General features: G+C 38.4%; 16 protein-coding genes and 1 tRNA gene. 11 read left to right on the top strand and 6 right to left on the bottom strand.

All coding sequences use genetic code 11. The annotated features are described in order from the left end of the window. Window positions 1-316: 316 nt before the first annotated feature. The 5 genes from FNN09_RS14675 to FNN09_RS14655 all read left to right on the top strand — a co-directional run bounded on the left by FNN09_RS14675 (window position 317) and on the right by FNN09_RS14655 (window position 7989). On the top strand, window positions 317-3391 hold the full coding sequence (locus tag FNN09_RS14675) for a DUF2723 domain-containing protein (RefSeq protein WP_143303122.1): 3075 nt from the start codon (window positions 317-319) through the stop codon (window positions 3389-3391). Window positions 3392-3393: 2 nt separating this feature from the next. Continuing rightward, a complete protein-coding gene (locus FNN09_RS14670) occupies window positions 3394-4014 on the top strand; it encodes a polysaccharide deacetylase family protein (RefSeq protein ID WP_143303121.1) in 621 nt (206 codons plus the stop codon). 66 nt (window positions 4015-4080) lie between these two features. After that, a complete protein-coding gene (gene purD / locus FNN09_RS14665; protein WP_143303120.1) occupies window positions 4081-5349 on the top strand; it encodes a phosphoribosylamine--glycine ligase in 1269 nt (422 codons plus the stop codon). Window positions 5350-5352: 3 nt separating this feature from the next. After that, a complete protein-coding gene (locus FNN09_RS14660; RefSeq protein WP_143303119.1) occupies window positions 5353-6333 on the top strand; it encodes a hypothetical protein in 981 nt (326 codons plus the stop codon). 6 nt (window positions 6334-6339) lie between these two features. Continuing rightward, window positions 6340-7989: a carbamoyltransferase C-terminal domain-containing protein gene (locus tag FNN09_RS14655; protein WP_143303118.1), complete on the top strand. Its 1650-nt coding sequence runs from the start codon at window positions 6340-6342 to the stop codon at window positions 7987-7989. Here the strand turns inward: FNN09_RS14655 and FNN09_RS14650 are convergent. From FNN09_RS14650 to FNN09_RS14640, 3 genes are all read right to left on the bottom strand, one after another. Next, window positions 7984-11088 (bottom strand): PAS domain-containing hybrid sensor histidine kinase/response regulator, encoded by a 3105-nt coding sequence (locus FNN09_RS14650; protein WP_143303117.1) that lies wholly within the window; start codon window positions 11086-11088, stop codon window positions 7984-7986. The genes FNN09_RS14655 and FNN09_RS14650 overlap by 6 nt on opposite strands. Before the next feature lie 41 nt (window positions 11089-11129). Beyond that, entirely contained in the window at window positions 11130-11951 is an 822-nt protein-coding gene (locus FNN09_RS14645) for a substrate-binding domain-containing protein (protein WP_143303116.1), read from the bottom strand. A gap of 89 nt (window positions 11952-12040) precedes the next feature. Beyond that, complete coding sequence (locus FNN09_RS14640; protein WP_143303115.1) at window positions 12041-13111, bottom strand: lysylphosphatidylglycerol synthase transmembrane domain-containing protein; 1071 nt, start codon at window positions 13109-13111, stop codon at window positions 12041-12043. Window positions 13112-13327: 216 nt separating this feature from the next. Here FNN09_RS14640 and FNN09_RS14635 point away from each other — a divergent pair, with 216 nt between their 5' ends. Beyond that, entirely contained in the window at window positions 13328-13522 is a 195-nt protein-coding gene (locus FNN09_RS14635) for a DUF1289 domain-containing protein (RefSeq protein ID WP_143303114.1), read from the top strand. A 115-nt stretch (window positions 13523-13637) separates the two neighbouring features. Here the strand turns inward: FNN09_RS14635 and FNN09_RS14630 are convergent. Then, a tRNA-Ala gene (locus FNN09_RS14630) sits at window positions 13638-13711 on the bottom strand. 294 nt (window positions 13712-14005) lie between these two features. On the opposite strand from FNN09_RS14630, the gene FNN09_RS14625 reads away from it, so the two are divergent. The 3 genes from FNN09_RS14625 to FNN09_RS14615 all read left to right on the top strand — a co-directional run bounded on the left by FNN09_RS14625 (window position 14006) and on the right by FNN09_RS14615 (window position 17347). Further along, complete coding sequence (locus tag FNN09_RS14625) at window positions 14006-14689, top strand: energy transducer TonB (RefSeq protein WP_143303113.1); 684 nt, start codon at window positions 14006-14008, stop codon at window positions 14687-14689. Window positions 14690-14797: 108 nt separating this feature from the next. Further along, entirely contained in the window at window positions 14798-16021 is a 1224-nt protein-coding gene (gene hflX, locus FNN09_RS14620; protein ID WP_143303112.1) for a GTPase HflX, read from the top strand. A 396-nt stretch (window positions 16022-16417) separates the two neighbouring features. After that, window positions 16418-17347 (top strand): adenylate/guanylate cyclase domain-containing protein, encoded by a 930-nt coding sequence (locus FNN09_RS14615; protein ID WP_185969023.1) that lies wholly within the window; start codon window positions 16418-16420, stop codon window positions 17345-17347. A 69-nt stretch (window positions 17348-17416) separates the two neighbouring features. Here FNN09_RS14615 and FNN09_RS14610 read toward each other — a convergent pair whose 3' ends face one another. After that, a complete protein-coding gene (locus tag FNN09_RS14610; RefSeq protein WP_143303110.1) occupies window positions 17417-18427 on the bottom strand; it encodes an aspartate-semialdehyde dehydrogenase in 1011 nt (336 codons plus the stop codon). 179 nt (window positions 18428-18606) lie between these two features. Here FNN09_RS14610 and FNN09_RS14605 point away from each other — a divergent pair, with 179 nt between their 5' ends. Together FNN09_RS14605 and FNN09_RS14600 are read left to right on the top strand one after the other, a co-directional pair. Next, window positions 18607-21453, top strand: a complete 2847-nt coding sequence (locus FNN09_RS14605; protein WP_143303109.1) for a lamin tail domain-containing protein — start codon at window positions 18607-18609, stop codon at window positions 21451-21453. Between the two features lie 84 nt (window positions 21454-21537). Continuing rightward, complete coding sequence (locus FNN09_RS14600; protein ID WP_221932508.1) at window positions 21538-22128, top strand: RDD family protein; 591 nt, start codon at window positions 21538-21540, stop codon at window positions 22126-22128. A 135-nt stretch (window positions 22129-22263) separates the two neighbouring features. On the opposite strand, the gene FNN09_RS21355 is transcribed toward FNN09_RS14600, so the two are convergent. After that, window positions 22264-23532 (bottom strand): flavin reductase, encoded by a 1269-nt coding sequence (locus FNN09_RS21355; RefSeq protein ID WP_221932507.1) that lies wholly within the window; start codon window positions 23530-23532, stop codon window positions 22264-22266. Window positions 23533-23534: the final 2 nt, after the last annotated feature.

The raw sequence follows: 23534 nt of genomic DNA, 5'->3' as shown, positions 1-23534 counted from the left end.
AATAATAGCCTCCATATCTAGCTTTAAAACAAAATACCAGCTCAACTACAGCCTCTCAGCGGTATAGCATATTAACAAACGCGATTCAATTTTAAAACATAAAAAAAGAGGATGCCGTAATTTTGGACACCCTCTTTTTTTGTATCCATATAATGCCAAAACGAAATAAAAGCAGACTGAATACCAATTTATATCTCTATTCTTGTAAGCATTGTAAAGGACAAACAAACAAAAAATTGTATTTTTGGAACTTGTCAAAAAAAATATCAGACAAAGCCACTTCAAAATGGCTCTATCATATTGAAATTAAATAACTATGAAGCAATATACGCGTTTAAATCTTATACTCGGTTGGTTAACATTTTTCATTTCTGCCACCGTTTATACTTTAACAGTTGAACCAACAGCCTCTTTTTGGGATTGTGGTGAATTTATCTCCACTGCCTATAAGTTATTAGTTGGTCATCCTCCGGGAGCTCCTTTCTTTATGATAATGGGTCGATTTTTCTCATTATTTGCTCCTGATACAGCTTCGGTTGCTTTTATGATTAACATGATGTCTGCATTGGCAAGTGCACTAACCATCATGTTCCTGTTTTGGACCATTACACATCTTGCCAAAAAAATATTCATTAGCGAAGAAGAGCCTCCAATATGGCGCACATGGGCGGTAATGGGCGCTGGCTTAGTTGGAGCATTAGCTTATACTTTCTCAGATACGTTCTGGTTTTCAGCAGTTGAAGGAGAGGTTTATGCCATGTCATCACTGTTTACAGCCGTTGTTTTCTGGGCCATCTTAAAATGGGAAAATGTTGCAGGACAACCCTATTCTAACCGCTGGTTAATACTAATTGCCTACTTAATGGGATTATCCATAGGCGTTCACTTACTTAACTTACTGGCAATTCCAGCCATTGTTATGGTGTACTACTTTAAACTATATGAAGTAAACCGCAACAATACACTTAAAGCATTGGGTATTTCGGCTGTTATACTAGGTGGTATTTTATACGGAATCATCCCTGGCGTTGTTAAGCTTGCCAGTTGGTTTGAGCTAGCGTTTGTTAACGGATTTGGCTTACCTTATAATTCTGGAGCCATTTTTTACATCATCGTTTTACTGGTAGCACTTGTAGCTGGTATTTACATCACCTACAAAAAGAAAATGGCAATCGCTAATACCATCATCCTTGCTGTTACGGTAATTATGATTGGTTATTCATCTTTTGCGATGATCGTGATTCGCTCATTTGCTAATCCGCCAATGGACCAAAACTCCCCAGAAGATGTTTTTTCGTTGATGTCTTACCTTAATCGCGAACAATATGGTGACCGTCCCTTGTTTTTAGGTCAGAATTACAACTCGCCTCTTGACAGATCTGCCATGCGTAATAAAGAGGGGGCACCTGTGCGCATTAAAAAAGATGGTGAATACAAAACAGTTGACCACCGTCCCGAATATGTTTTCGACGACCGCACAACCACATTATTTCCTCGTATGTATAGCCGAGAGGGTCGTCACATTAGTCAATACAAACAATGGACTAACCTAAAAGGCAAAAGAGTAAGCATTGAAGATGAATCTGGAAGACCAAGTATCATAGAGGTACCTACCATGTGGGAGAACTTTAAGTTCTTTATCAACTACCAGGTAAATCATATGTACTTCCGTTATTTTATGTGGAATTTTTCTGGACGCCAGAACGACATTCAGGGGCATGGAGAAGTACACAAAGGCAACTGGATTAGTGGCATCAAGTTTTTAGATGAAAGTCGCTTGGGTAATGATGAATTAATGCCCGACGTTTACGCCAACAATCCTGCTCGCAATAAGTACTATATGTTGCCGCTATTACTTGGCTTAGTTGGCTTATTGTATCAATACAACGCAGGTAAAAACGGAAAGCAAGGTTTCTGGATTGTGATGTTGCTATTCTTTTTAACAGGCTTAGCCATTGTCCTATACCTCAATCAAACTCCTCTACAACCCCGAGAACGGGATTATGCATACGCTGGATCGTTTTACGCATTTACCATTTGGATTGGATTGGGTGTGCTTGCCATTGTTGATGGCATCAAGCGTTTTGTACCAGGGTCAGTTGCGGCAAGTATTGCCACAGGTTTATCATTGGTTCTAGTACCGGGTATCATGGCCAATGAAAACTGGGATGACCATAACCGTTCAGACCGCTATGTGGCTCGCGATTTAGCACACAATTACCTCAATAGTTGTGCCGACAACGCCATTTTATTTACTAATGGAGATAACGATACTTTCCCATTGTGGTATGCACAAGAGGTTGAGGGCATCCGTACCGATGTGCGTGTTTGTAACCTTAGCTATTTACAAACCGATTGGTACATCGATCAAATGAAACGTAAAGCTTACAAATCTGATCCAATGCCATTCTCTTTAGAGCATGATCAGTATGTAACTGGTAGTCGCGATGTTGTTTATCTTTTGGATAGGATTAAAGGGGCTGTTGACTTAAAAGAAGCCGTTAATTTTGTTGCAAGCGACAACCCAAAAACCAAGCAAGTACCTGAATATGCTGGCTACCTGGAGTATTTACCATCGAAACAATTTAAACTCCCTGCCGACAGCTTGAAAGTGTTACAAAGGGGTATTGTATCTGAAGACGTGGCGCACTTACTCTCCAGCAGTGTAGATATTAATCTGCAGAAAGATATGATACTCAAGAATGAGTTGATGATTCTGGATCTTATTTCGAATAACGACTGGGAGCGACCAATTTATTTCGCTGTAACAGTTGGTACGGATAACTACGTAAGCTTACAGGATTATTTCCAATTAGAAGGATTTGCTTATCAAATAGTTCCTATTAAAACGGTTAACCACGATGGTCAGTATGGCCGAGTGGATTCAGAGCGTATGTATAAAAACGTAATGGAAGATTTCAAGTGGGGAGGTTTTGACAATCCGAATGTATACTTGGATGAAAACCACTTACGCATGGCTACCAACATACGTAACAACTTATCTCGTTTAGCTTCATCATTAATTGATGAAGGGAAAAAAGAGAAGGCTAAAAATGTGTTAGACAAAAGCTCGGAAGTATTAAACGGAGAGCGAGTGCCTCACAACTACTTCAGCATCTTTTTGGCCGAAGGGTATTTCCGTGTTGGCGAATATGCTAAAGGAGAGGAAATTTTAAAATCTTTGGCCAACGATCGCATCAAGGAAATGGATTACTTTAATTCATTACCTGATTATAAACGAGCAACTGCAGGCCGTGATCCTGAAACAGCAATGGCTGTTTATATGGAAATTGTTAAAATGGCACAAAAACATAATCGCGAGGACCTAATGGAGTTCTTGGAAAAAGACTATCAAAAAAACCTATCTCGCATGGGTTTCTTTGGTGAGTAAAAATGAATTGGAAGGTTCAGCCACCGAAAGCCCTCAGGGCCATGTTTCCACACACTTTATGGCGTGGCAAAAGTGACGAAAAAACATTATACCTCACTTTTGATGATGGCCCAGTTGAGAAAGAAACAAGCTGGGTAATGAACCTACTGGACGAATACCAACTGAAAGCAACTTTCTTTTGCGTGGGTGAAAATGCTGATAACAATGCACACCTCATGAAAGAGTTGCTATCAAAAGGTCATAGCGTGGGAAACCATGCCTATAACCATTTGCCCGCGTGGAAATGTTCGCGCAAGGCATACTTTAGTAATATTGAAAAAGCAAAACCTTTTATTCCAGGTGGTTTATTTCGGCCTCCTCACGGACAGCTATACCCCTGGTACATGAAAGAACTTAAGCAAACACAAAAGAGCATTGTTATGTGGGATGTTTTGTCAATGGATTACGACAATCGCTTATCAAAACACGATGTTCTTAACAATGTGTTACAATACACGCGCAATGGGTCAATTCTGCTTTTTCACGATTCAAAAAAAGCTTGGGAAAGAATGCACTATGCTTTACCAGCCTCACTGGATCATTTACTAAAGGAGGGTTATACATTTAAGAAATTAGAAATGTAGTTTTCAAAATACAAACATCAGCTTAGGCATTTTAATAATGATTAGGCAAATACTAATTAAAGAAACATGAACATTTTACTACTTGGTTCTGGAGGACGCGAACATGCATTAGCATGGAAAATGAAACAAAGCAGCAAATTAACAAAACTGTTTATTGCTCCTGGAAATGCAGGAACAGCGGAAGTTGGCGAAAACGTGGATATAAATCCTAACGACTTTGAGGCTGTTAAAGCATTCATTTTAAGCAACAGCATCAACATGGTGGTTGTAGGCCCCGAAGAGCCATTGGTTAGAGGTGTAAAAGATTTTATTTTGAACGATCCTCAAATTGCTCATGTTCCTGTTATTGGCCCTGGTAAAGAAGGAGCCAAACTGGAAGGCAGTAAAGAGTTTGCTAAAGCTTTTATGATGCGTCATAACATCCCAACAGCTGGCTACTTATCTGTTACTGATTCCAATCTTGAAGAAGGCATAGCATTTTTAAAGACATTAAAAGCACCTTATGTACTTAAGGCCGATGGTTTAGCTGCTGGTAAAGGCGTATTAATTCTGGACGATTTGGCAGAAGCTGAATCAGAATTAAAACAAATGCTTAGTGGTAAATTTGGTAGCGCCTCAAGCACAGTGGTTATCGAAGAGTTCCTTAGCGGAATTGAACTGTCGGTATTTGTTCTTACCGATGGACATGGTTACGTAGTTTTGCCTGAAGCAAAAGATTACAAGCGAATTGGTGAAGGTGATACTGGCCTTAATACGGGTGGTATGGGAGCAATATCTCCTGTTCCATTTGCCGATGATGTATTTATGAAAAAAGTACATGAACGCATTGTTAAGCCAACAATTGAAGGTCTTGCAAAAGATAACATCCCGTATAAAGGATTTGTATTCATTGGCCTGATGAGCGTTGAAGGGGAACCTCAAGTGATTGAGTACAATGTTCGCATGGGCGATCCTGAAACAGAAGTTGTTATTCCACGATTGAAATCAGATTTAGTGGATTTATTTGAAGCGGTAGCAGCTGGCGAATTACGTAAAAAAACCATTGAAATAGATGAGCGCAGTGCAACTACGGTTATGTGTGTTTCAGGAGGCTACCCCGAAGCTTACGAAAAAGGGAAAGAAATTACTGGCATTGAAAATATTAAAGAAGGCTTGGTATTTCATGCGGGCACAACTCGCAAAGAAGGAAAAGTTATTACTGCCGGAGGCCGTGTTATTGCATTAACAGCCTATGGCTCTAATAAAGACGAGGCTTTAAAGCAATCATTTAACAATGCACAAGCGATTAATTACGAAGGAAAATATTTCCGTTCTGATATTGGATTTGATCTTTAATTAATGCTGTTTAGAACATTCAATAGAAACGATATTGTGGCTTTGGCCCTGATGCCTATTTTATTAATAGGCTTCTGGGCTAACACACTGTTGTTTGACCAATCTCCGAGTTTCCCATATGATCATAATGCCATGCCTCTGTGGGGGCTAATTATTGGTGTTCTTAAAAGCAACCATCTACTAGCATCAGCCATTAGTTTATTAATTGCTCTAATAATGATGTTTAGTGTCAATCGAATAGTTAACAGGTATAATTTGTTTAATGGGCAAACTAACGTACCTGGCCTACTATATATGCTACTAGTTAGTGGCTACCTAATGGCGCAGAAGCTTCATCCTGTTTGGTTATTTACACCATTATTTATGCTGGCCATAGAACGACTATTTACAGCTTCAGGCGATCGTAAACCGATGATTTGGTGCTTTGAAGCTTCGTTTTGGCTTTCATTAGGATCCTTATTTTATGCAAAAGGCATTTACTTCATCATCATTATTTGGATGATCATGTTTATCCTCCGTTTAATGACTACGCGTTCCTTTTTAGCATCCTTAATTGGCATAGCGCTGCCTTATTTATTTTCCTTTGCCTATTATTTCTGGTTCGATCTTTCTGAGTCGTTTCTGTCAACAGTGTACGAAAATTTCATATCGCCCATTGCATTTTTTGAGCACACCTTATACTCTCAAATATACAATGGCATCGTCATATTTTTAGTGTTTATTTCAATTCTGTCAGTTGTTCGAATTCTTCCTGCCATAAAAATTATTACCAGAAAGCATTATCGTATTTTTATTTGGCTCATCGTCTTCTCGGTGGTTGCAGCCATCACTCCATACTATTCGCTCGAAGTAATGCCCATATGGGCCATCGGAACAGCCATAGTCGTAGGTCGCTTTTTATCCTTACTACAACGTCCTGTGCTAAGAGAAATTTTCCTACTCTTCATTATTGCATTTACTATTGCAGCTCAGTTTCTTATTTAACTTACAATGAACGCTTCAAAGCCTACATTAGCTATTTACGGCATTCAAGATCGTATCAACAGCGCTACACCATTTTATGTACATGACCATGCTCTAACCTTGATGGATAAAGGTAAGGTTATAAAACACTTATCGCTTGAGCGCTTGAGCAGAAAAAAGCATGATAATACCTTACATGAGCAGATTTACGATCTACTAAAACAAGAGGGGCTTTTAAAAAATACAGATTACGATCTGGTGTTTGTTGATAATGTTGTTGGCCGAAGCTTTATTTCATCGTGTGGTCGTTTTCGTTTTGAAGCACCCCTCCACCAAACACTAGCTACAAAACCAGAGTTAGGTCGCTGCTGGTGGCTCGACCGTGAAAAAGAAGCCTTTGCGCTCAATCATGAATTGGCACACATAGGGTCGAACTTACCATTTTTTGGAGCCTATAAAAACAATAGTCTCTTAGTACATTTCGATGGCGGAGGCAGCCTAAGCAATTTCTCAGCATTCAGTCATAACAAAGGCCAAGTTAATGCCATTGAACACCATTGGGATTTGAAGTACCTATCTGGCCTTTTTAATGCCAACGCTTTAGTTTTTGGAATAATAGGTGCCAAGTTTAAAGAGCAAAACAGTGTTCCTGGTAAAATGATGGGTTTAGCAGCCTTTGGAAGCTATTCGAAAGACATTGAAGACTGGCTGCTTAAAAACAATTATTTTTCAGATATATGGGGCGGCAAGAATCGCTTTTTTCAGGCAGCAAAAACTGATTTCAACATAGAGCTTCAACACCTGTCGGTTAAGGATCCTTTTTTACAAGATATTGTGGCCACCATGCAGGGCATTTTCCAACGCGAAGTGATGAAAAAGCTCCAATCACTGGCTGTTGCAAACAGTCTCCAGCATTTATATTACTCAGGTGGTTCGGCTCTTAACATTGTGGCTAATACACAAATTGTAGACTCAGGACTGTTTAAAGATGTTTTTATTCCTCCTTGTACCGAAGACAGTGGCCTTTCATTGGGTGCAGCTGCCTATTTCGAATGGCAAAAGCATGGCACAGTTCAAACACATTCGCCCTACCTTAACAACTGGCAGATTAACGACTCATCCTGTTCTTTTAACGAACATGACATAGAAGAGTGTGCCAAGGCATTACTACAAAATAAGGTAGTTGCCGTTTGCAATAATGCTGGCGAAATAGGTCCAAGAGCTTTGGGTAACAGATCCATTTTAGCTCTTGCCAACTCTAAGCAATTAGCCGATAAAGTAAGCATCACTCACAAAAAACGAGAGTGGTACAGACCCGTTGCTCCTATCATGTTAGAAAAGAATGCTCGTTATTATACCAATCAAGATCAGATACATCATTTAGCCAAATACATGTTATTAGATTTTGACATTGCCGAAGATAAAAAGTTGGAGATTGAGGGTGTAGTACATGTTGATGGTACTGCGCGTATTCAAAGCATTACTAAAGATGATAATCCATACATCTACGCTCTTTTAGACCTTTTGGATTGCAAATATGGTGTTAAAGCACTTATCAATACTTCATTTAATGTACGTGGCGAACCCATCGTTCATACAAAAGGTGGCGCCATATCATCTGCCAAAAACATGCGATTAAACGGATTAGTTATCGATGGGAAATACCAAGATTTATAACCACTTGTCGATTATGGTCTCCAAATCATCCATTTTGACAGGCTTGCCAATGTAATCATTCATTCCCGCATCGATACATACTTCACGATCGCCTTTTAGCGCATTGGCAGTCATGGCAATAATCGGTAACTCAACCTTTTCTTCTCGAAGCTTTCGGGTGGCATCTAAACCGTTTAAAACAGGCATTTGAACATCCATAAAAACGAGATCGATTTTATCCTTATCCGGACCTGTTAATACATCAACGGCCTCTTGCCCATTGTTGGCGATATTTGTTTGTAAGCCCAGTCGAGACAGCATCTTCTCTGCTATCTTTTGATTAATGATATTATCCTCAACCAACAATATTTGCTTGTCCTTTATACGCTGCTTAAAATCAGCGACCTGCGCTTCGGCACTACTCACCTCGTTTTTACCTGCAACAAGTAACTTTTCAATAGCTGTAAATAAATCGGTATGCTTTACCGGCTTTTGTAGTACAATATCAACACCTTTAAACTCGTCTGGAGACTTCCACCTGTTTTCTGATGAGAACAGGATGGTTTTAATCTTCTTCTGCTTCTTTTTTACAGTTAATAAGAAGTTATCATCCGCCTTACTAAAAACATGGCTATCGATAATCATTAAATTAAATTCCGATCGCTCTTCCAACATATTTAGTGCTGACTTCTCATCATTAACGGTTTCGGACTTAATATGCCAGTTATTTAATGTCTTCTTTAGAAGTAATAGGTTGGTTTTATGATTATCAACAATTAATGTGTTGACATGCTCGAACTGAGACGTATCAAGCTCCAGCGTTTTATGATTTTTATCGATCACAAAAGGCAATGTAAAATGAAAAACCGAACCAGGGTTTTCCTTAGACCACATAAAGTTCGGATTAGGACTTTCAACCCAAATTTTACCACCCATTAATTCAACCAACATCTTTGATATACTGGTACCAAGCCCAGTACCACCAAACTTGCGCGTGGTTGATCCATCGGCCTGTGTAAATGATTCAAAAATCTTCTCTAATTTGTTTTTAGGAATACCAATGCCCGAATCTTCAACTGAAAAATGCAGATTAAGACTTGTGCCTTTTTGTTGTTCAATTTCTACTTTAAGCACCACTTCGCCCTCAGAGGTAAACTTAACTGCATTACCCATCAAATTAACCAAAACCTGTATTAAACGGCTTTCATCGCCAATTAACACTGGCGGAATGGTTTCCTCAACATCATTTAGTATCTCTATGCCCTTTTCAAGCGATCGAAAAGACATTTGATCCATCAAGTAATCAACTGTTGATCGTAAGTTAAAGGCGTACGATTCAATCTTCATCTTACCGGCTTCAATCTTCGAGAAGTCGAGAATATCGTTAATAATATTGAGTAGGTTATCACAAGAACGGCCAATGATTGACACCACATTCTTTTGCTCTTTACTCATGCGTGTTTTTGCCAACAACTCGGTAGCACCAATAATACCATTCATCGGTGTACGAATCTCATGACTCATATTGGCTAAAAATTCCGATTTTGCCTTGTTGGATTCTGCCTCTTTCTTTTGAATTTCTTTCTGAGCACTGATATCCATAAAGGCCTCAAGAAATACCTCTTTCTGATCCAGGGAGATAGGAATGATGTTCTTCAATATCTCACGGGAAATATTATTCTCTTTAATTTCTAAACGCTCCTCCAATGAGGCTACATTTACACCAGTTTGCTCATCTCTATATTCTTCCTTCTTATTCGTAAAGAATAAATCATCGTATGTCCTGCGCGTTAAATGTTTTAAAGCTTCTTCGCCATTAACAAAACCCATTATTTTAGATGCCGTTTTATTAATCTGAATAATCTGCTTCTCTTTATCGACAATCATCACACCCACAGGCAAATTATCAGTGATGGTTGACAATGCTTTATTGGATTCTTTTAATGATTCAGTTAGTAACTTCTTCTCGGTAGTATCCTCTTTGATGGCAACATAATTCGAAATCGTTTTATCCTTACTTAACACTGGCGATATCAGTACCTTTTCCCAATAAATGCTACCATCATCTTTTTTACTTGAAATCTCACCTTGCCACACTCTCCCCTCTTGGATGGTCTGCCATAATACATCTGCTAATTCATTCTTTTTGTTCTGCAACTTAAAAAAGTTAGCACCTCCATTCTCCAGTTCACTTTTAGCGAAACCCTCCAAGGATTTAAATCCTTTATTAACATACTCCACATTTCCCTGTGTATCAGTAATCATAATGGAAATAGGACTTTGCTCAACAGCCTGGATCAATTTTTTGTTATTATCCTCGGCCTTTTTACGATAAAGAATAACACTTCGTATCTGTGCAAATAGAAAATACGATAAGAATATAACGAAAAGTGTAAAAAATACGAGCGATGTATATTTTAGCTTATTATAACGACTCAGAACATTAATACTCTTATTGTTCAGGCTAACCAATCGTTTGTTTATTTCATAAGCTATCGTATTTTCAATCTCGAGCATACGGCCAAATTCAGGTTCTGCTCCTTTAATCAGTTGCTCAACACTGCTTTTTAGGTGTTCATTTTCGCCATTGTGTACGGTAATGTTTTTTAGAACATGGTCAGATATGCGCGTTGATTGATTGTACAGATCATCAATAATTGGCACTAGCTGGCTCACTTCAGAGATGGATCCTGTGTAAGTATCCTCAGCATACAATATTCGGATAGTAATAGAATCTTTTGAATAATCTTTTACTGGCCTTACATCTTCGATAATACCACCTTGATCTATTACCGTAAGAATGGCCTTACTTTTCTGTGTTAAGCGTTCTATTTCTGCATCGTTATTCTCAAGTGCTTTCTTTAAACTAATCGATGAATAGGAACTAAACGCAAGATTAAGCTTTAACAAACTCTGATTAAGCAAGTTTTCTAACTTCAATAACTTCTCTTGATTCTCAATGGACGTTCTATACTTAGATGTATAGGATTGATCGAAGAAATTTTCGATGCTCAATATGGTACCGATTGTCAATAAAAAAATGGCCAACAATAAATAAAGCTTATTTATAATCGGCTCTTTAAAATAAGATAACTTGGTACTTTTTGATTTCTTGCTCACAGAAAATGAATTTTCCTAAAAATATACTTTTTAGCACTAATTTAAAAGATAATGGTTGGTCTTTTCGAAAAACCATAACGACTAAGAGTTGATTCACTCAGTTGTTTTGATGCTAAGTTTAAAAACGCACGTGCTAAAGTAGGCTCATGACTACACGACATAACGGCGGCATACATAGGAATGGCGTTGTTATAAGGAGATTGCGGGGTAATTATTTCGATATGTTTTACATTGCCATTAATATTAATATTGCTTTGCCAATTTACGGCAACATCAGCCATATCACCTTTCAAACCTTTTACCAAACCTTTTGAATCGGATGTTAAGGAAACAACATTTTCTAGAACTTCATCATACGACCGCTGTTTCTGCAGGAAAGCTTTCGTTTCATAACCAAGAGAACTTGTTTCGGGGTTGGCAATTAAAACTGTAAACTTCTCCTTTTTCTTTAAAGAAGAGGCATTACCTGAAAAGCCTTTGGGGTTACCTTTCTTAACCATGTAAACTAAATGATTATAACCCAGAAATAGTGAATCATTCAACTCGCAACCTGTTAGTTTATGGAAATTCTTAAAACTGGCTGATGAAGATGGAATGTAAACATCTCCTTTGGACGAATAATTGATGATTCCCATCAAATTCTTGGAACAATCATTTTGTATAACCACATTACAATCATACTCCTGTTCAAACTTATATTTGAGATCAATCACCATGTTCAACATGGTGTTCTCACAGTAAATTATTAATTCCTTAGGAGCACTATTAACGCGTTTAGCCTTAGCAATACGTTGCTCACGACATCCTCCACTGAATAGAAGTAAACCTATAAATACTAAGACTATATATCTGATTAGGGGCATATTATCTCATTTAACACAGGCAAGTTACATAATAGCACCATGCAGAGACAGCCATTTGTCACTAAATAGCAACCGTTTATCAAATCACATTATGTACTAATGAAGTGTTTTCGTATCCATTTGGGCACAATAAATGCCCCAATAACCAAATATGGGTAGTAACTAACCATGCGCCACATAAACGCCATAGCCATTCCAGTGCCAACGGGAACCATGTTCGCTAAAAACTCTCTAAAAACCCACTCTGCAAAGCCACTACCACCGGGGGTTGGGCTTACCAACATCATAATCCACATTACCAATTGCTTTCCAAAAATTAGTATATGTTCCCCCCAACCCAATAGCTGCACACCAAAGAAAGCGAGTATTAATGTATTTACTACCCAATATCGGGCAGTCCAACTTAGAGCGGTAGCAGAAAATGCCTTAATCCAATTGAGCAAGGACCATTTCTTGAACTCTTCTGAGGTAGCAATCAAATCTGAACCAGATTCATTTGCCTGTGGACGCCAACGTTTAATTATTGGCAATTTAAAAATCCACAACAACAACCATTTAAGCCCCCTAGGATTAAAGAAAAGACCATAACTAATTACTATTGTATAGGCCAACTTAAGTAAGTAGCCAACAAAAGCAAACATAAAAAACTGATTTTGATACCATGGCAATCCCTCTAAAGAGGCATCTCCAAAGGCAAAAATATCCGTTCGCCCTATAAAAAGAAGTATTAAAGGGAAGGTTAATATAAAGTATAACTCATCCAAAAAGGAGGTGACCATTACCACAGCAGTACTGCGGCCTAAACGAACCCCTTCCTTATTAATAAAAAATATAGCTACACTGGTTCCTCCAATGGCCGACGGGGTAATAGCGGAGGTAAATTCCCACAACATTACAATATTAAACGCTTTACGCCATGTCAACTGATTACTAGTAAGAAGACGTATACGAATGATATAGCCTAAGTCTCGTATGGCCATCATCGCAAAGGAAACAAAGAACCAAAATAATGACTGCAGTGTAAATGAGAAATAATCGACCACAGTAGGGTCAAACTCTTGATACAAAAAATACCCCGTGACCCCTAATCCAATAATGATAGGGAAGGTAATTTTTCCGGGTTGTATGCTCTTTAGTATTTTACCTGAATTATCAGCCATATTACAAAGTTATGCTAAAGCATTCAGTCAAGAAAATACCTGACGAAGTAAAATGCATAGCACCAACGTAATTTGAGCAAATTTTGCATGAATTGATAACTAACTTCTTATTAACTACATGCAACTCTCAAATAAATTTTACAATTTCGAGTCATGAATTATTAACTTTTAAAATAAACATAAACGCCATAAAGTGGTTACTAAAGAAAAAAAACGATGAAAGAAGTACAATCTCCATGTATTAGCGTTTGCCAATACGACAGCAATGGCATTTGTTTTGGATGCAGAAGAACGGTTAACGAAGCAGGTAATTGGTCGAAATATACAAATGAAGAGAAAGAAACGATTATTAAAGAACTGTCGGTTCGAAGGAATGTTGAAGGCGAAGAGCCTACTATTTTTTTAAGATAAAAACCATTTGTTCATTTTGAGCTTTAATTAACCCGTTTACTTAAAGCTCATCATTCCCCCTATAAACAAAAAAAACGCCCAGGGTGGAAGCCCCCGAACGCCTTTATTTTCAATGTGGAGAATAGCGGAATCGAACCGCTGACCTTTTGACTGCCAGTCAAACGCTCTAGCCAACTGAGCTAATCCCCCATCATTTTTAGTATTGAACTACTAACCTTTGTCAATAGCGCTGCAAATATAGATGTTTTTTTAAATGTCGCAATAAAAAAAGCAAAATCAGATAACTGATATTAATCAGAAAGTATCTTTTTAAGCTCATAGACTTGACACATGCTATAAAAACTATCGAAATTTGAATGGAATTTGATTTTAAAATTCTATTTTTATGCACTCAAAATTTGGGTGAGGCCCTTAAGGGTCTTCAAGAAATTGAGAATAACTGGTAATAATAGCTATCTTTAGGCACCAAAACTTTGATCTATTATGGAAGTAAAAAAGTCGCCGAAGGCAGATCTTGAAAACAAGAAAAGCGTCTTCATGCAGATTGGGTTGGCGGTCACACTTGCAATTGTTTTAATTGCTTTTGAATGGACCACCACTGATGTGGATGCATCTCAGTTTGAGATGGTAGAAGAGCTTGAAGCCGAGGAGGAAATCATGCCTATTACAAGGCAAGAAGAAGTAAAACCACCACCACCGCCACCGCCACCAAAGGTTGCCGATGTATTAAACATTGTAGAGGATGATGTGGAGTTGGACGAAGAGTTAGACATCGAAGACACTGAAATGGATGAAGACACTGAGATTGATTTCTCTGACTTAGCCATGGAAGAAGAAGAGTCGGATGATGCACCAGTCTTCTTTATTGTAGAAGACATGCCTGAATTCCCGGGAGGTGAAGAGGCATTACGTAAGTACATTGCTCAGTCGGTGAAGTATCCTGTAATTGCACAGGAAAACGGAATCCAAGGACGTGTTTATGTTTCTTTCGTTGTTAACACAAAAGGTAAAGTAACAGATGTGAAAATTGCCCGTGGTGTTGACCCTAACCTGGACAAAGAAGCGATTCGTGTGGTAAACGCCATGCCAGCGTGGAAACCAGGTAAACAAAGAGGTAAAGCAGTAAAAGTATCTTATACTGTGCCTATCAACTTTGTATTGCAGTAGTAATTACTACAGTAACAATATAAAAAACCCCGCGAATGCGGGGTTTTTTGTTGCCCTAAAATTGGCCTATATTTGTGCTGTTATAAATTATAATTAAATAAGTAGTCAATGATTGAACATCCTTCATCGCAAAAGGAATTGGAAAAAGTAGTACTGGTAGCTGTTAAAACGCCAGAATTATCAATGCAACAAGTTGATGAATATCTTGATGAATTAGCATTTTTAGCTGAAACAGCAGGAGCCATTCCCTTTGAGCGATTCACTCAGAACTTGACAATGCCAGATCCTAAAACATATGTTGGACGAGGCAAGCTGCAAGAGATCATTGATTTCATGAAAGTGCACGAGGTTAAGACAATCATTTTTGATGATGAGTTAAGTCCATCGCAATTACGTAACCTTGAACGCGAACTTAAGGTACTGGTTCTGGATCGAACCAACCTGATACTCGATATTTTTGCCCGAAGAGCACAAACAGCACATGCCAAAACACAGGTTGAGCTAGCGCAATATCAATATTTATTGCCTCGTTTAACTCGCATGTGGACACACCTTGAACGACAGCGTGGTGGTATTGGCATGCGTGGCCCTGGTGAAAAAGAGATTGAGACTGACCGCCGTATTATCCGAGATAAAATAGCTAAACTAAAAACCGATCTTAAAAAGATAGATCGCCAGATGGCTACCCAACGTCAGAACCGTGGTAAACTGGTAAGGGTGGCATTAGTTGGCTACACCAATGTTGGTAAAAGCACACTCATGAATGTTCTTAGCAAATCAGAAGTATTTGCCGAGAATAAGCTTTTTGCGACACTGGACACCACCGTTCGCAAGGTTGTGGTCGACAACATACCTTTCCTACTTGCCGATACGGTTGGATTCATAAGAAAACTCCCCCATCACTTAGTTGAATCGTTTAAGTCAACATTGGATGAAGTGCGTGAAGCAGACATACTCTTACACGTTGTTGATGTATCGCACATTGGTTTTGAACAACAAGTAGAAGTTGTGAGCAAAACTTTGGCGGAAATAGATAAAACAGATAAGCCACACATTTTGGTGTTTAACAAAGTGGATGCCTTTGAATACACACCAAAGGAGGAGGATGACTTAACGCCAAAAACCAGAGAAAATTATTCTCTAGACGACCTAAAAGAAACATGGATGGGTCAACAGAAAGATTGTATTTTCATTTCGGCAAAGAACAAAGTCAACTTTGTGGAATTCAAACAACTGATATACGACAAAGTCAAAACTATACATGCTCAACGCTTCCCTTTCAACGATTATCTTTATAATTCATACAACGAAGAGGGTCAGGAAGAATCCTAGCAATAAAAATAACTTAAAGAGGTGCACCAGCATCTCTTTTTTTTGCTCTATGAACTAAATTCCTAAAAGACACTTCCACTTTTTCAATAACTTTTTGGAAATTATCATTCAATAACTTGCATTCAAAAAGCCAATTTTTCAAGCCCAGAGCGTAACCATTATCGAATAGAACTGTAAACAAAAAGTGAATAGCCACACACATCGCTTATCACACATATGTTTCTACTCGACAAATTAAAAATAAGAACACTCAATTTTCTAAGTTCACTTTTTTATCATCTGATATTTTGGCTGGCCTCCTTGTTTTTTTACGTCTTTATTACAGGGGATGAAAGCATTTACATTAACTACCTTAAACTTTTTATTAAAGATGACATCTACGGCAATACAGTTTTGTTGTCTGCATTATTGGCTGTATTATTTACAGCCATAGACATGGCCTCTTTTGACAAATTAATGCGACGTTCCCCCATTCGAATATTCGTATTTCTGCGCTTTTTCTTATACCTGGCTTTAGGACTGCTCATCATCTTTTTTTCATCCAATAAAAACCTCAGCTTTGAACAGCTTAAAGATTACCGTATTTATTTTGAGATGATGCCAAAAATAGGACTGCCTCAAGCTCGTTTTATCGCCTGGTTTTACCTCTCATGCATACTCAATAGTTTATTCAGAGCTTCGTATAGAAAAATAGGCATTTCCAATTTCCTCCATTGGATAACAGGGACATTGAACAAACCACGCGTGGAAAAACGCATCTTTATGTTTGTCGACATGAAATCATCGGTGACTATTGCCGAGAAATTAGGCCATAAACGCTTCAGCTTTTTAGTGCAAGATGTATTTAGCGATTTAGCAATTATTGAAAATTATAAAGGTGAAATATACCAGTACCTGGGTGATGGCGCTATTATATCGTGGAGTTTTAAAAATGGCATTCGTAATAACAATTGTATCAAAGCATTTTTTGCCTTTCAAAAACTCATACAACGCAAAAGCTTTATTTATAACAATATATATGGCGAAAAGCCAGAGTTTAAAGCAGGATTGCACATGGGTGAAATAATGGTATTGCAGGTAGGGCGTTTTAAACGCGATATTTCATACAATGGCGATACCTTAAACACAACGGCTCGCATCGAATCTAAGTGTAACGAATTAAAGAGCAATCTATTAATTTCGGGTTTACTATACGAACGTCTGAAAAGTCACGATGGCTTTACCTTTAGTGAACACAAAGATAAAGAAGCCTTAAAATTGAAAGGAAAGAAAAAAGCAATACAAGTATATAAGGTAGGTATTAAACAGAAAAAGAAGCGCAAGTAACTCACGCTTCTCTTATATCATTATTAAAAAACAGCAGCTATTCACTAATAGTTACTGACAATTATTTTCTTATTTGATCAAGCCTTCTTTAATCATATACTCGGCAATTTGCACAGCATTTAGGGCAGCTCCTTTTTTTATCTGATCAGACACACACCAAAATGTTAATCCATTAGGATTGGCTAAATCCTGTCGAACACGTCCAATAAATACCTCATCTTTACCAGCTAAAAACAGCGGCATTGGATACTCTTTGTTAGCAGGATCATCCATTAATACAACACCATCAGCTTTGGCAAAGGCCTCTTTAGCCTGAACAGGAGCAACAGGCGCCTCTGTTTCAACCCACACAGCTTCGGAATGAGCACGAAGTATAGGTACTCGAACACACATAGCACTCACACTAATGTCGGAATGCATTATTTTGCGCGTTTCGTTAAACATCTTCATTTCCTCTTTGGTGTAATCATTATCCGTAAATACGTCCACCTGTGGAATTAGGTTCATGGCCAACTGATACTGAAAAGCATCCACCTTGGTATCTTCACCTTTTACAATGGCCTCGGTCTGATCCTCCAACTCTTGCATACCACTGGCTCCTGCACCGCTCGATGCCTGGTAGGTAGAAACATGCACTCGCTTAATATGCGATAGTTGTTCTATAGGCTTCAAAGCCACTACCATTTGAATAGTTGTACAATTTGGATTCGCAATAATATTACGAGGCGCATTTTTACAATCCTCAGCATTAACTTCAGGTACTACCAATGGTACATCTTCATCCATTCGGAAAGCACTTGAGTTATCAATCATCATAGCACCATGCTTGGTAATGGTATTGGCATATTCTTTTGAGGTTCCGCCACCTGCTGAAGTTAAGGCTATATCAATATCCTTAAAATCATCGTTATGCAGAAGCTCCTTAACAATAAGCTCTTGCCCTTTGAACATGATTTTTTTACCTGCACTTCGTTTTGAACCAAACAAAACTAACTCATCCATTGGAAAATTACGCTCTTCCAATACCCTTAGGAACTCTTGTCCTACAGCGCCGCTAGCACCAACGATTGCTACTTTCATTACTCTAAAAATTTAAATTGCTTAGATCACACTCTTTACGCAACATAAAAAATGAACCTCAACGGTGATGTTAATTTTAATTAGTAAGCAAATTGTGTTAAATTGTATTGTGTTGGTGGATTGATATATGCTTACATTCCGATACAAAAATAGAAATATTTACATTAACCTTTAACCTGATGCAACGATTTTTTATCCTTTTGCTACTATTCCCCTTATGCGCCTTTTCTCAAATTAACGAATCATTCGGCGATGGCAATTTTAATTTGGCTCCTCAATGGACAGGCAACGACTCCCATTTCATTGTAAATACCAACAATGAGTTACAATTAAACAACACAGAAGCTGGCACATCTTACTTGAGTACAGCGTGTCAGGTAATTGAATCAGCAAGCTGGGTTTTTAGGGTTAAAATGGACTTCAACCCATCCTCAAGTAATTACACACGCATTTATTTAGCCAGTAATTCAGCTCAACTGAACAATGCCAAAAATGCCATTTATGTAGAACTGGGCAACACAGATGATAACATTTGTCTGTATAAAATAATGGATGATAAAAAGGAAAAAGTGATTACAGGTACAGCAAAACGGCTTGATATGCCATCTTCGGACGTACTTATTCGTGTTAAAAGAACAGGCGATCGCTGGACATTAGAATCTGACATGGGCAGTGGATGGACTAAAGAGGGACAAGCAACTTTTGAATACAATACGTCGTCGAACTATTTTGGTTGGTTCTGCCAATACACTAAAACCAGGGCAACTAAGTTTTATTTAGATGATATTGTAGTGACAGGACAAGCCTATCGCGATAAAACACCTCCTGAGATCGTGGATTTTAACGTGATTAATGGTTCCGTGATACAACTTGAGTTGAGTGAAGCAATAAATGATGGTTCAATCGACTTAAGTGATTTTACCATTTTATCCTCTGGACAACACCCAACATCGTATGAGTACAAAGACATCAATAAAAGCATCAAGCTTAATTTTTACCCTGCTCTTCAAAGCACTATTGTCGATACTCTAGTTGTTGAAAACATACATGACTTAGATGACAATGTATTGCAGAGAACCTTTTTACCCTATAGCTATAAGCGGATTGAATGCACTAGCATTCGCCTCATGAATTTAAGTACAATACGTTTGAGATTTAATAAGGCTATTCCCCTCGATAATTTTAGTAAGGCTCACTTTCACATTGATAATCAAGTGCCAGAAATTGCAAAAATTTTAAGTGATGACGAACACGAATTTACAGTAAACTTGTCCTCCCCGCTTAGTAATGGACAGCAGCATCAATTCCGCCTTAATAATTTGATAGATGCCATTGGCGATACTGTTATAGCAATCGAAACAGATCTACTGTATTATCAAGCCAAACGTTTTGATATGGTAATTAACGAATATTTAGCCGACCCTACTCCGTCAATGGGTCTGCCAGAACTAGAATATATTGAATTGATGAACACATCGCCCTACCCCATTTATTTAGATCAGTGGCGTATAAAAGTCAACGATAAAACAGCGATCCTACCCGATTCTACAGTTAATACTGGCCAACTAATTTGCCTGGTAAATGCGAATCATCAAGACAAATGGATAGATGCACCAGCAAGCGTATTTGTTCAAGCACTACCAACACTTAACAATAGTAGTTGCGATTTGGTGTTGATTAACCAAGAGAATGAAATCATTGATGCGACTCAATATAACCCTAACGCAATACCAGGAGAGACTTTTAAAAGAGATGGTGGTTGGGCTGTTGAATGCATCGATGCCAGCAACCATAGTGGCACAGCAGATAATTACCAATGGAGCTTAAACCTATTGGGAGGCACTCCTGGTTTCAGCAATTCAGTTGAGCAAGAAAACAAAGATGTACATGCGCCATTATTAAGCCAACTTAATCTATTAAATACCAATACGCTAGAACTTTGCTTTAATGAAGCAATGCAATTCACAAGCAATCACGCACTAACGATAGAACCAACACTTAAAATACAATCCATTCAACACGATACCGTGTTTCTTCGTAAGATGCAAGTTACATTTGAGCTTGCTCTTGATACCAATGCTGTCTACCTACTTAAAAGCATTGATCTTAATGACTTGGCCAACATCCCTCTGAAGTTAAATAAACAAATGCTTTTTGGCCTGGCCGATTCATTAACAAAGGGAGACATCGTGATAAATGAAATTCTCTTTAATCCCTTGCCCGATGGAGCTGATTTTGTTGAACTCTACAACCAATCTGATAAGATTTTACGCATAAAAGATATCCACTTGACACAGATGAAAGGTAACGAAATTGAAAAACTTATTCCTGCCAACACAAATCAACACTGGCTATTCCCCCATAGTTACCTCGCCATAACAAGTAATAAAACGGCACAGCTTGAACATTATAATTGCTTGCATCCCGATAATATTCTAGACATTGCGAACCTACCCTCTTATCCTGATAACGAAGGATATGTTGTTATAAGCGACAAACGAGGAACTGTACTCGATGAATTGGAGTATTCGGAGAAAATGCATTCACAACTTCTAAAAAGTAAAGAAGGCGTTTCACTGGAGCGTTTGCAATGGCATGTTCCATCGAATGAAGCAAACAACTGGTATTCTGCCACTTCAACAGCAGGCTATGCCACCCCTGGTTATGACAATTCTCAGCAAGTAAAAGCCACTAAAAATCGTGATAACAGACTGGTGTTAATCAACGAGTTATTTACACCTGACGGCGATGGCATTGATGATCGTCTACAAATCAACATTAACGAAGCAGAACAAGGAGGAACAGCTTCCATCCGCATATACAATAGCCATGGGCAAGTGGTACGTTACCTACTTAATAACGAAAATATATCGGCCAGTGATACATTTTTCTGGGATGGATTAAGCGATTCGAATGAGCTACTAACTCCTGGTATTTACATCATTTATATGCAATGCTTTTATCCATCGGGAAAAGTTATTGAAGAAAAGGTAAATTGTGTCATCGGCATAAAAAACCACTCATAAAACACCTATTACTCGCCATCGTTAGAAACTTATTCACGGATAATACTTAATTTGGCCCTCCAGACAAAATGTAATAAAATAGAAATGAACAGACAGGAACGACTAAAATATTGCAAAGTATGTACTCTTCAACGCTTTGATGCCGAGAAAGGAATTATTTGCAGCCTTACCAATCAAGAAGCCGCTTTTGAGGTATCGTGCACCATGTACAAGGAAGATGCTGAACTCAAATTTAAAGCTGAAATGGAGGACATACGCCATCAGATACATACTGAGGAAACATCTAAAGGCAAACGCTTTGCCAACTATATTATTGATGTGATTGCAATGTATATTATGGCCATCTTTTTTATGGTAGCCTACACTCTTTTCGTTGGTATTTCGGATCCTGCAGCCCTTGAGGAATTAGCCAATAACAACTTATTATCATACTTTATTGGAGCTCTTCTAACCCTGTTCTATTATACCTTAATGGAGGCTACCACAGGTCGTACCATTGGCAAACTCATTACCAAAACAAAGGTGGTTGATGCCAATGGCGATAAGCCCGATTTCGGAAGCGCTTTTATTCGTTCTCTTTGTCGTTGTGTACCGTTTGAAGCCTTTTCATTTTTATTTGCAGATAAAGGCTGGCACGACAACTGGAGCAATACGCGTGTGGTAGATGTGAAGTAAATATGTACTTTCATTATATATCAAGAGCAGCTCAGTAGGGCTGCTCTTTTTTATTGTTATCTCTGAAATGCACACAATCTGATAATTCATGGTAAGCGACAATACTTAAGATTTTAAGTATAACGCCTGTACTTTCTACCACTTCTCCCAGTGTAACTTGGATTCATCCCATTTGTTTTTAGGTTTATCTTCACCAGTAGGATAACCTAATACTATTACATTTAATGGAATGATACTTTCTGGCGCTTCAATCACATTACGCACCTCAACAACCCGCTTTTCAATTGGATAAACACCAGTCCAAACAGCACCTAAACCCATACTTTCGGCTGCTAACAATATATTCTGCGTAGCAGCTGAACAGTCCTGAATCCAATAATCACGAGCTACACCGTCTAATGCTTTATCCATATCACCGCAAACAACAATCGCTGCTGTCGCTTGCTCAAGCATTTTAGTATATGGTGACAAAGTCGATAGACTGTCAAGTACATTTCGCTCCTCAATCACAACAAAAGCCCACGGTCGCTTATCCGCTGCTGTTGGAGCTGCCATGCCTGCCTTTACCAATGTCGTTAAGACCTCAGCACTAACTTTTTGATTGGTATAATGACGTACACTTTTACGATTATGAATAGATGCCAGAGTTGGATTGTTATATACAAGCGGATTATATTTAGCTTGCTCACCAGCTTTAAACAACTTTCCTATATCCCAGGGCTGACCAATACGTTGCCCAAAACCGTAATAATAGTCATCAGCAAAAATAACAGGATTCATGCGCATAACATCGACCTTATTATCGGCACTTAAATATTGCTCATCCACCTTTGTGTCAAGTACCTTACCGATAAATTGCATGTGAGAACCTAAGTCAATCACATCGGTCACCTCGCATTCAATGGCCACAGGAAACTCACCGACATAAGGGGCATTAACAAAATCACCTTTTACCGCTGTTAAGCCTAGTTTAGCGAACTTATCCTCGTCATAACCCGATATGTTACCGGCATAATCCATGTGTGCCACAAACTGAGCAGATGGCACATTAACCGTAAATGCCTTTGTCGCCATAATATTTTCATACGATTTACGGGACGGACGAATAGAAACACCTATACTCATTGGATGAGAATTAACTATTCCAGCCCAGGCAGCTGTCATGATATTGGGATCTCCTTGGGCACTATATGAACCAATTACTAAGGCTGGCTTCGGATAAATATGCCCCTTTGCCCCCACCGAACGCATAACAGTTTTGACTTTTTCTGTTTCAACAATATTGGTAGCAACTTCTGGCGTTTCAAGAGGAGCACTGCGCTCATCTGCAGTACTCAACTGATAAACAAGAACTACGATAACGACAGCTAATAAAACATTTAAGAGAAGTGATTTATTTTGCATGA

The sequence above is a fragment of the Carboxylicivirga sp. M1479 genome (genome assembly GCF_007097485.1).
Taxonomy (GTDB): Bacteria; Bacteroidota; Bacteroidia; order Bacteroidales; family Marinilabiliaceae; genus Carboxylicivirga.
This window is presented reverse-complemented; position numbering and strand designations above follow the sequence as displayed.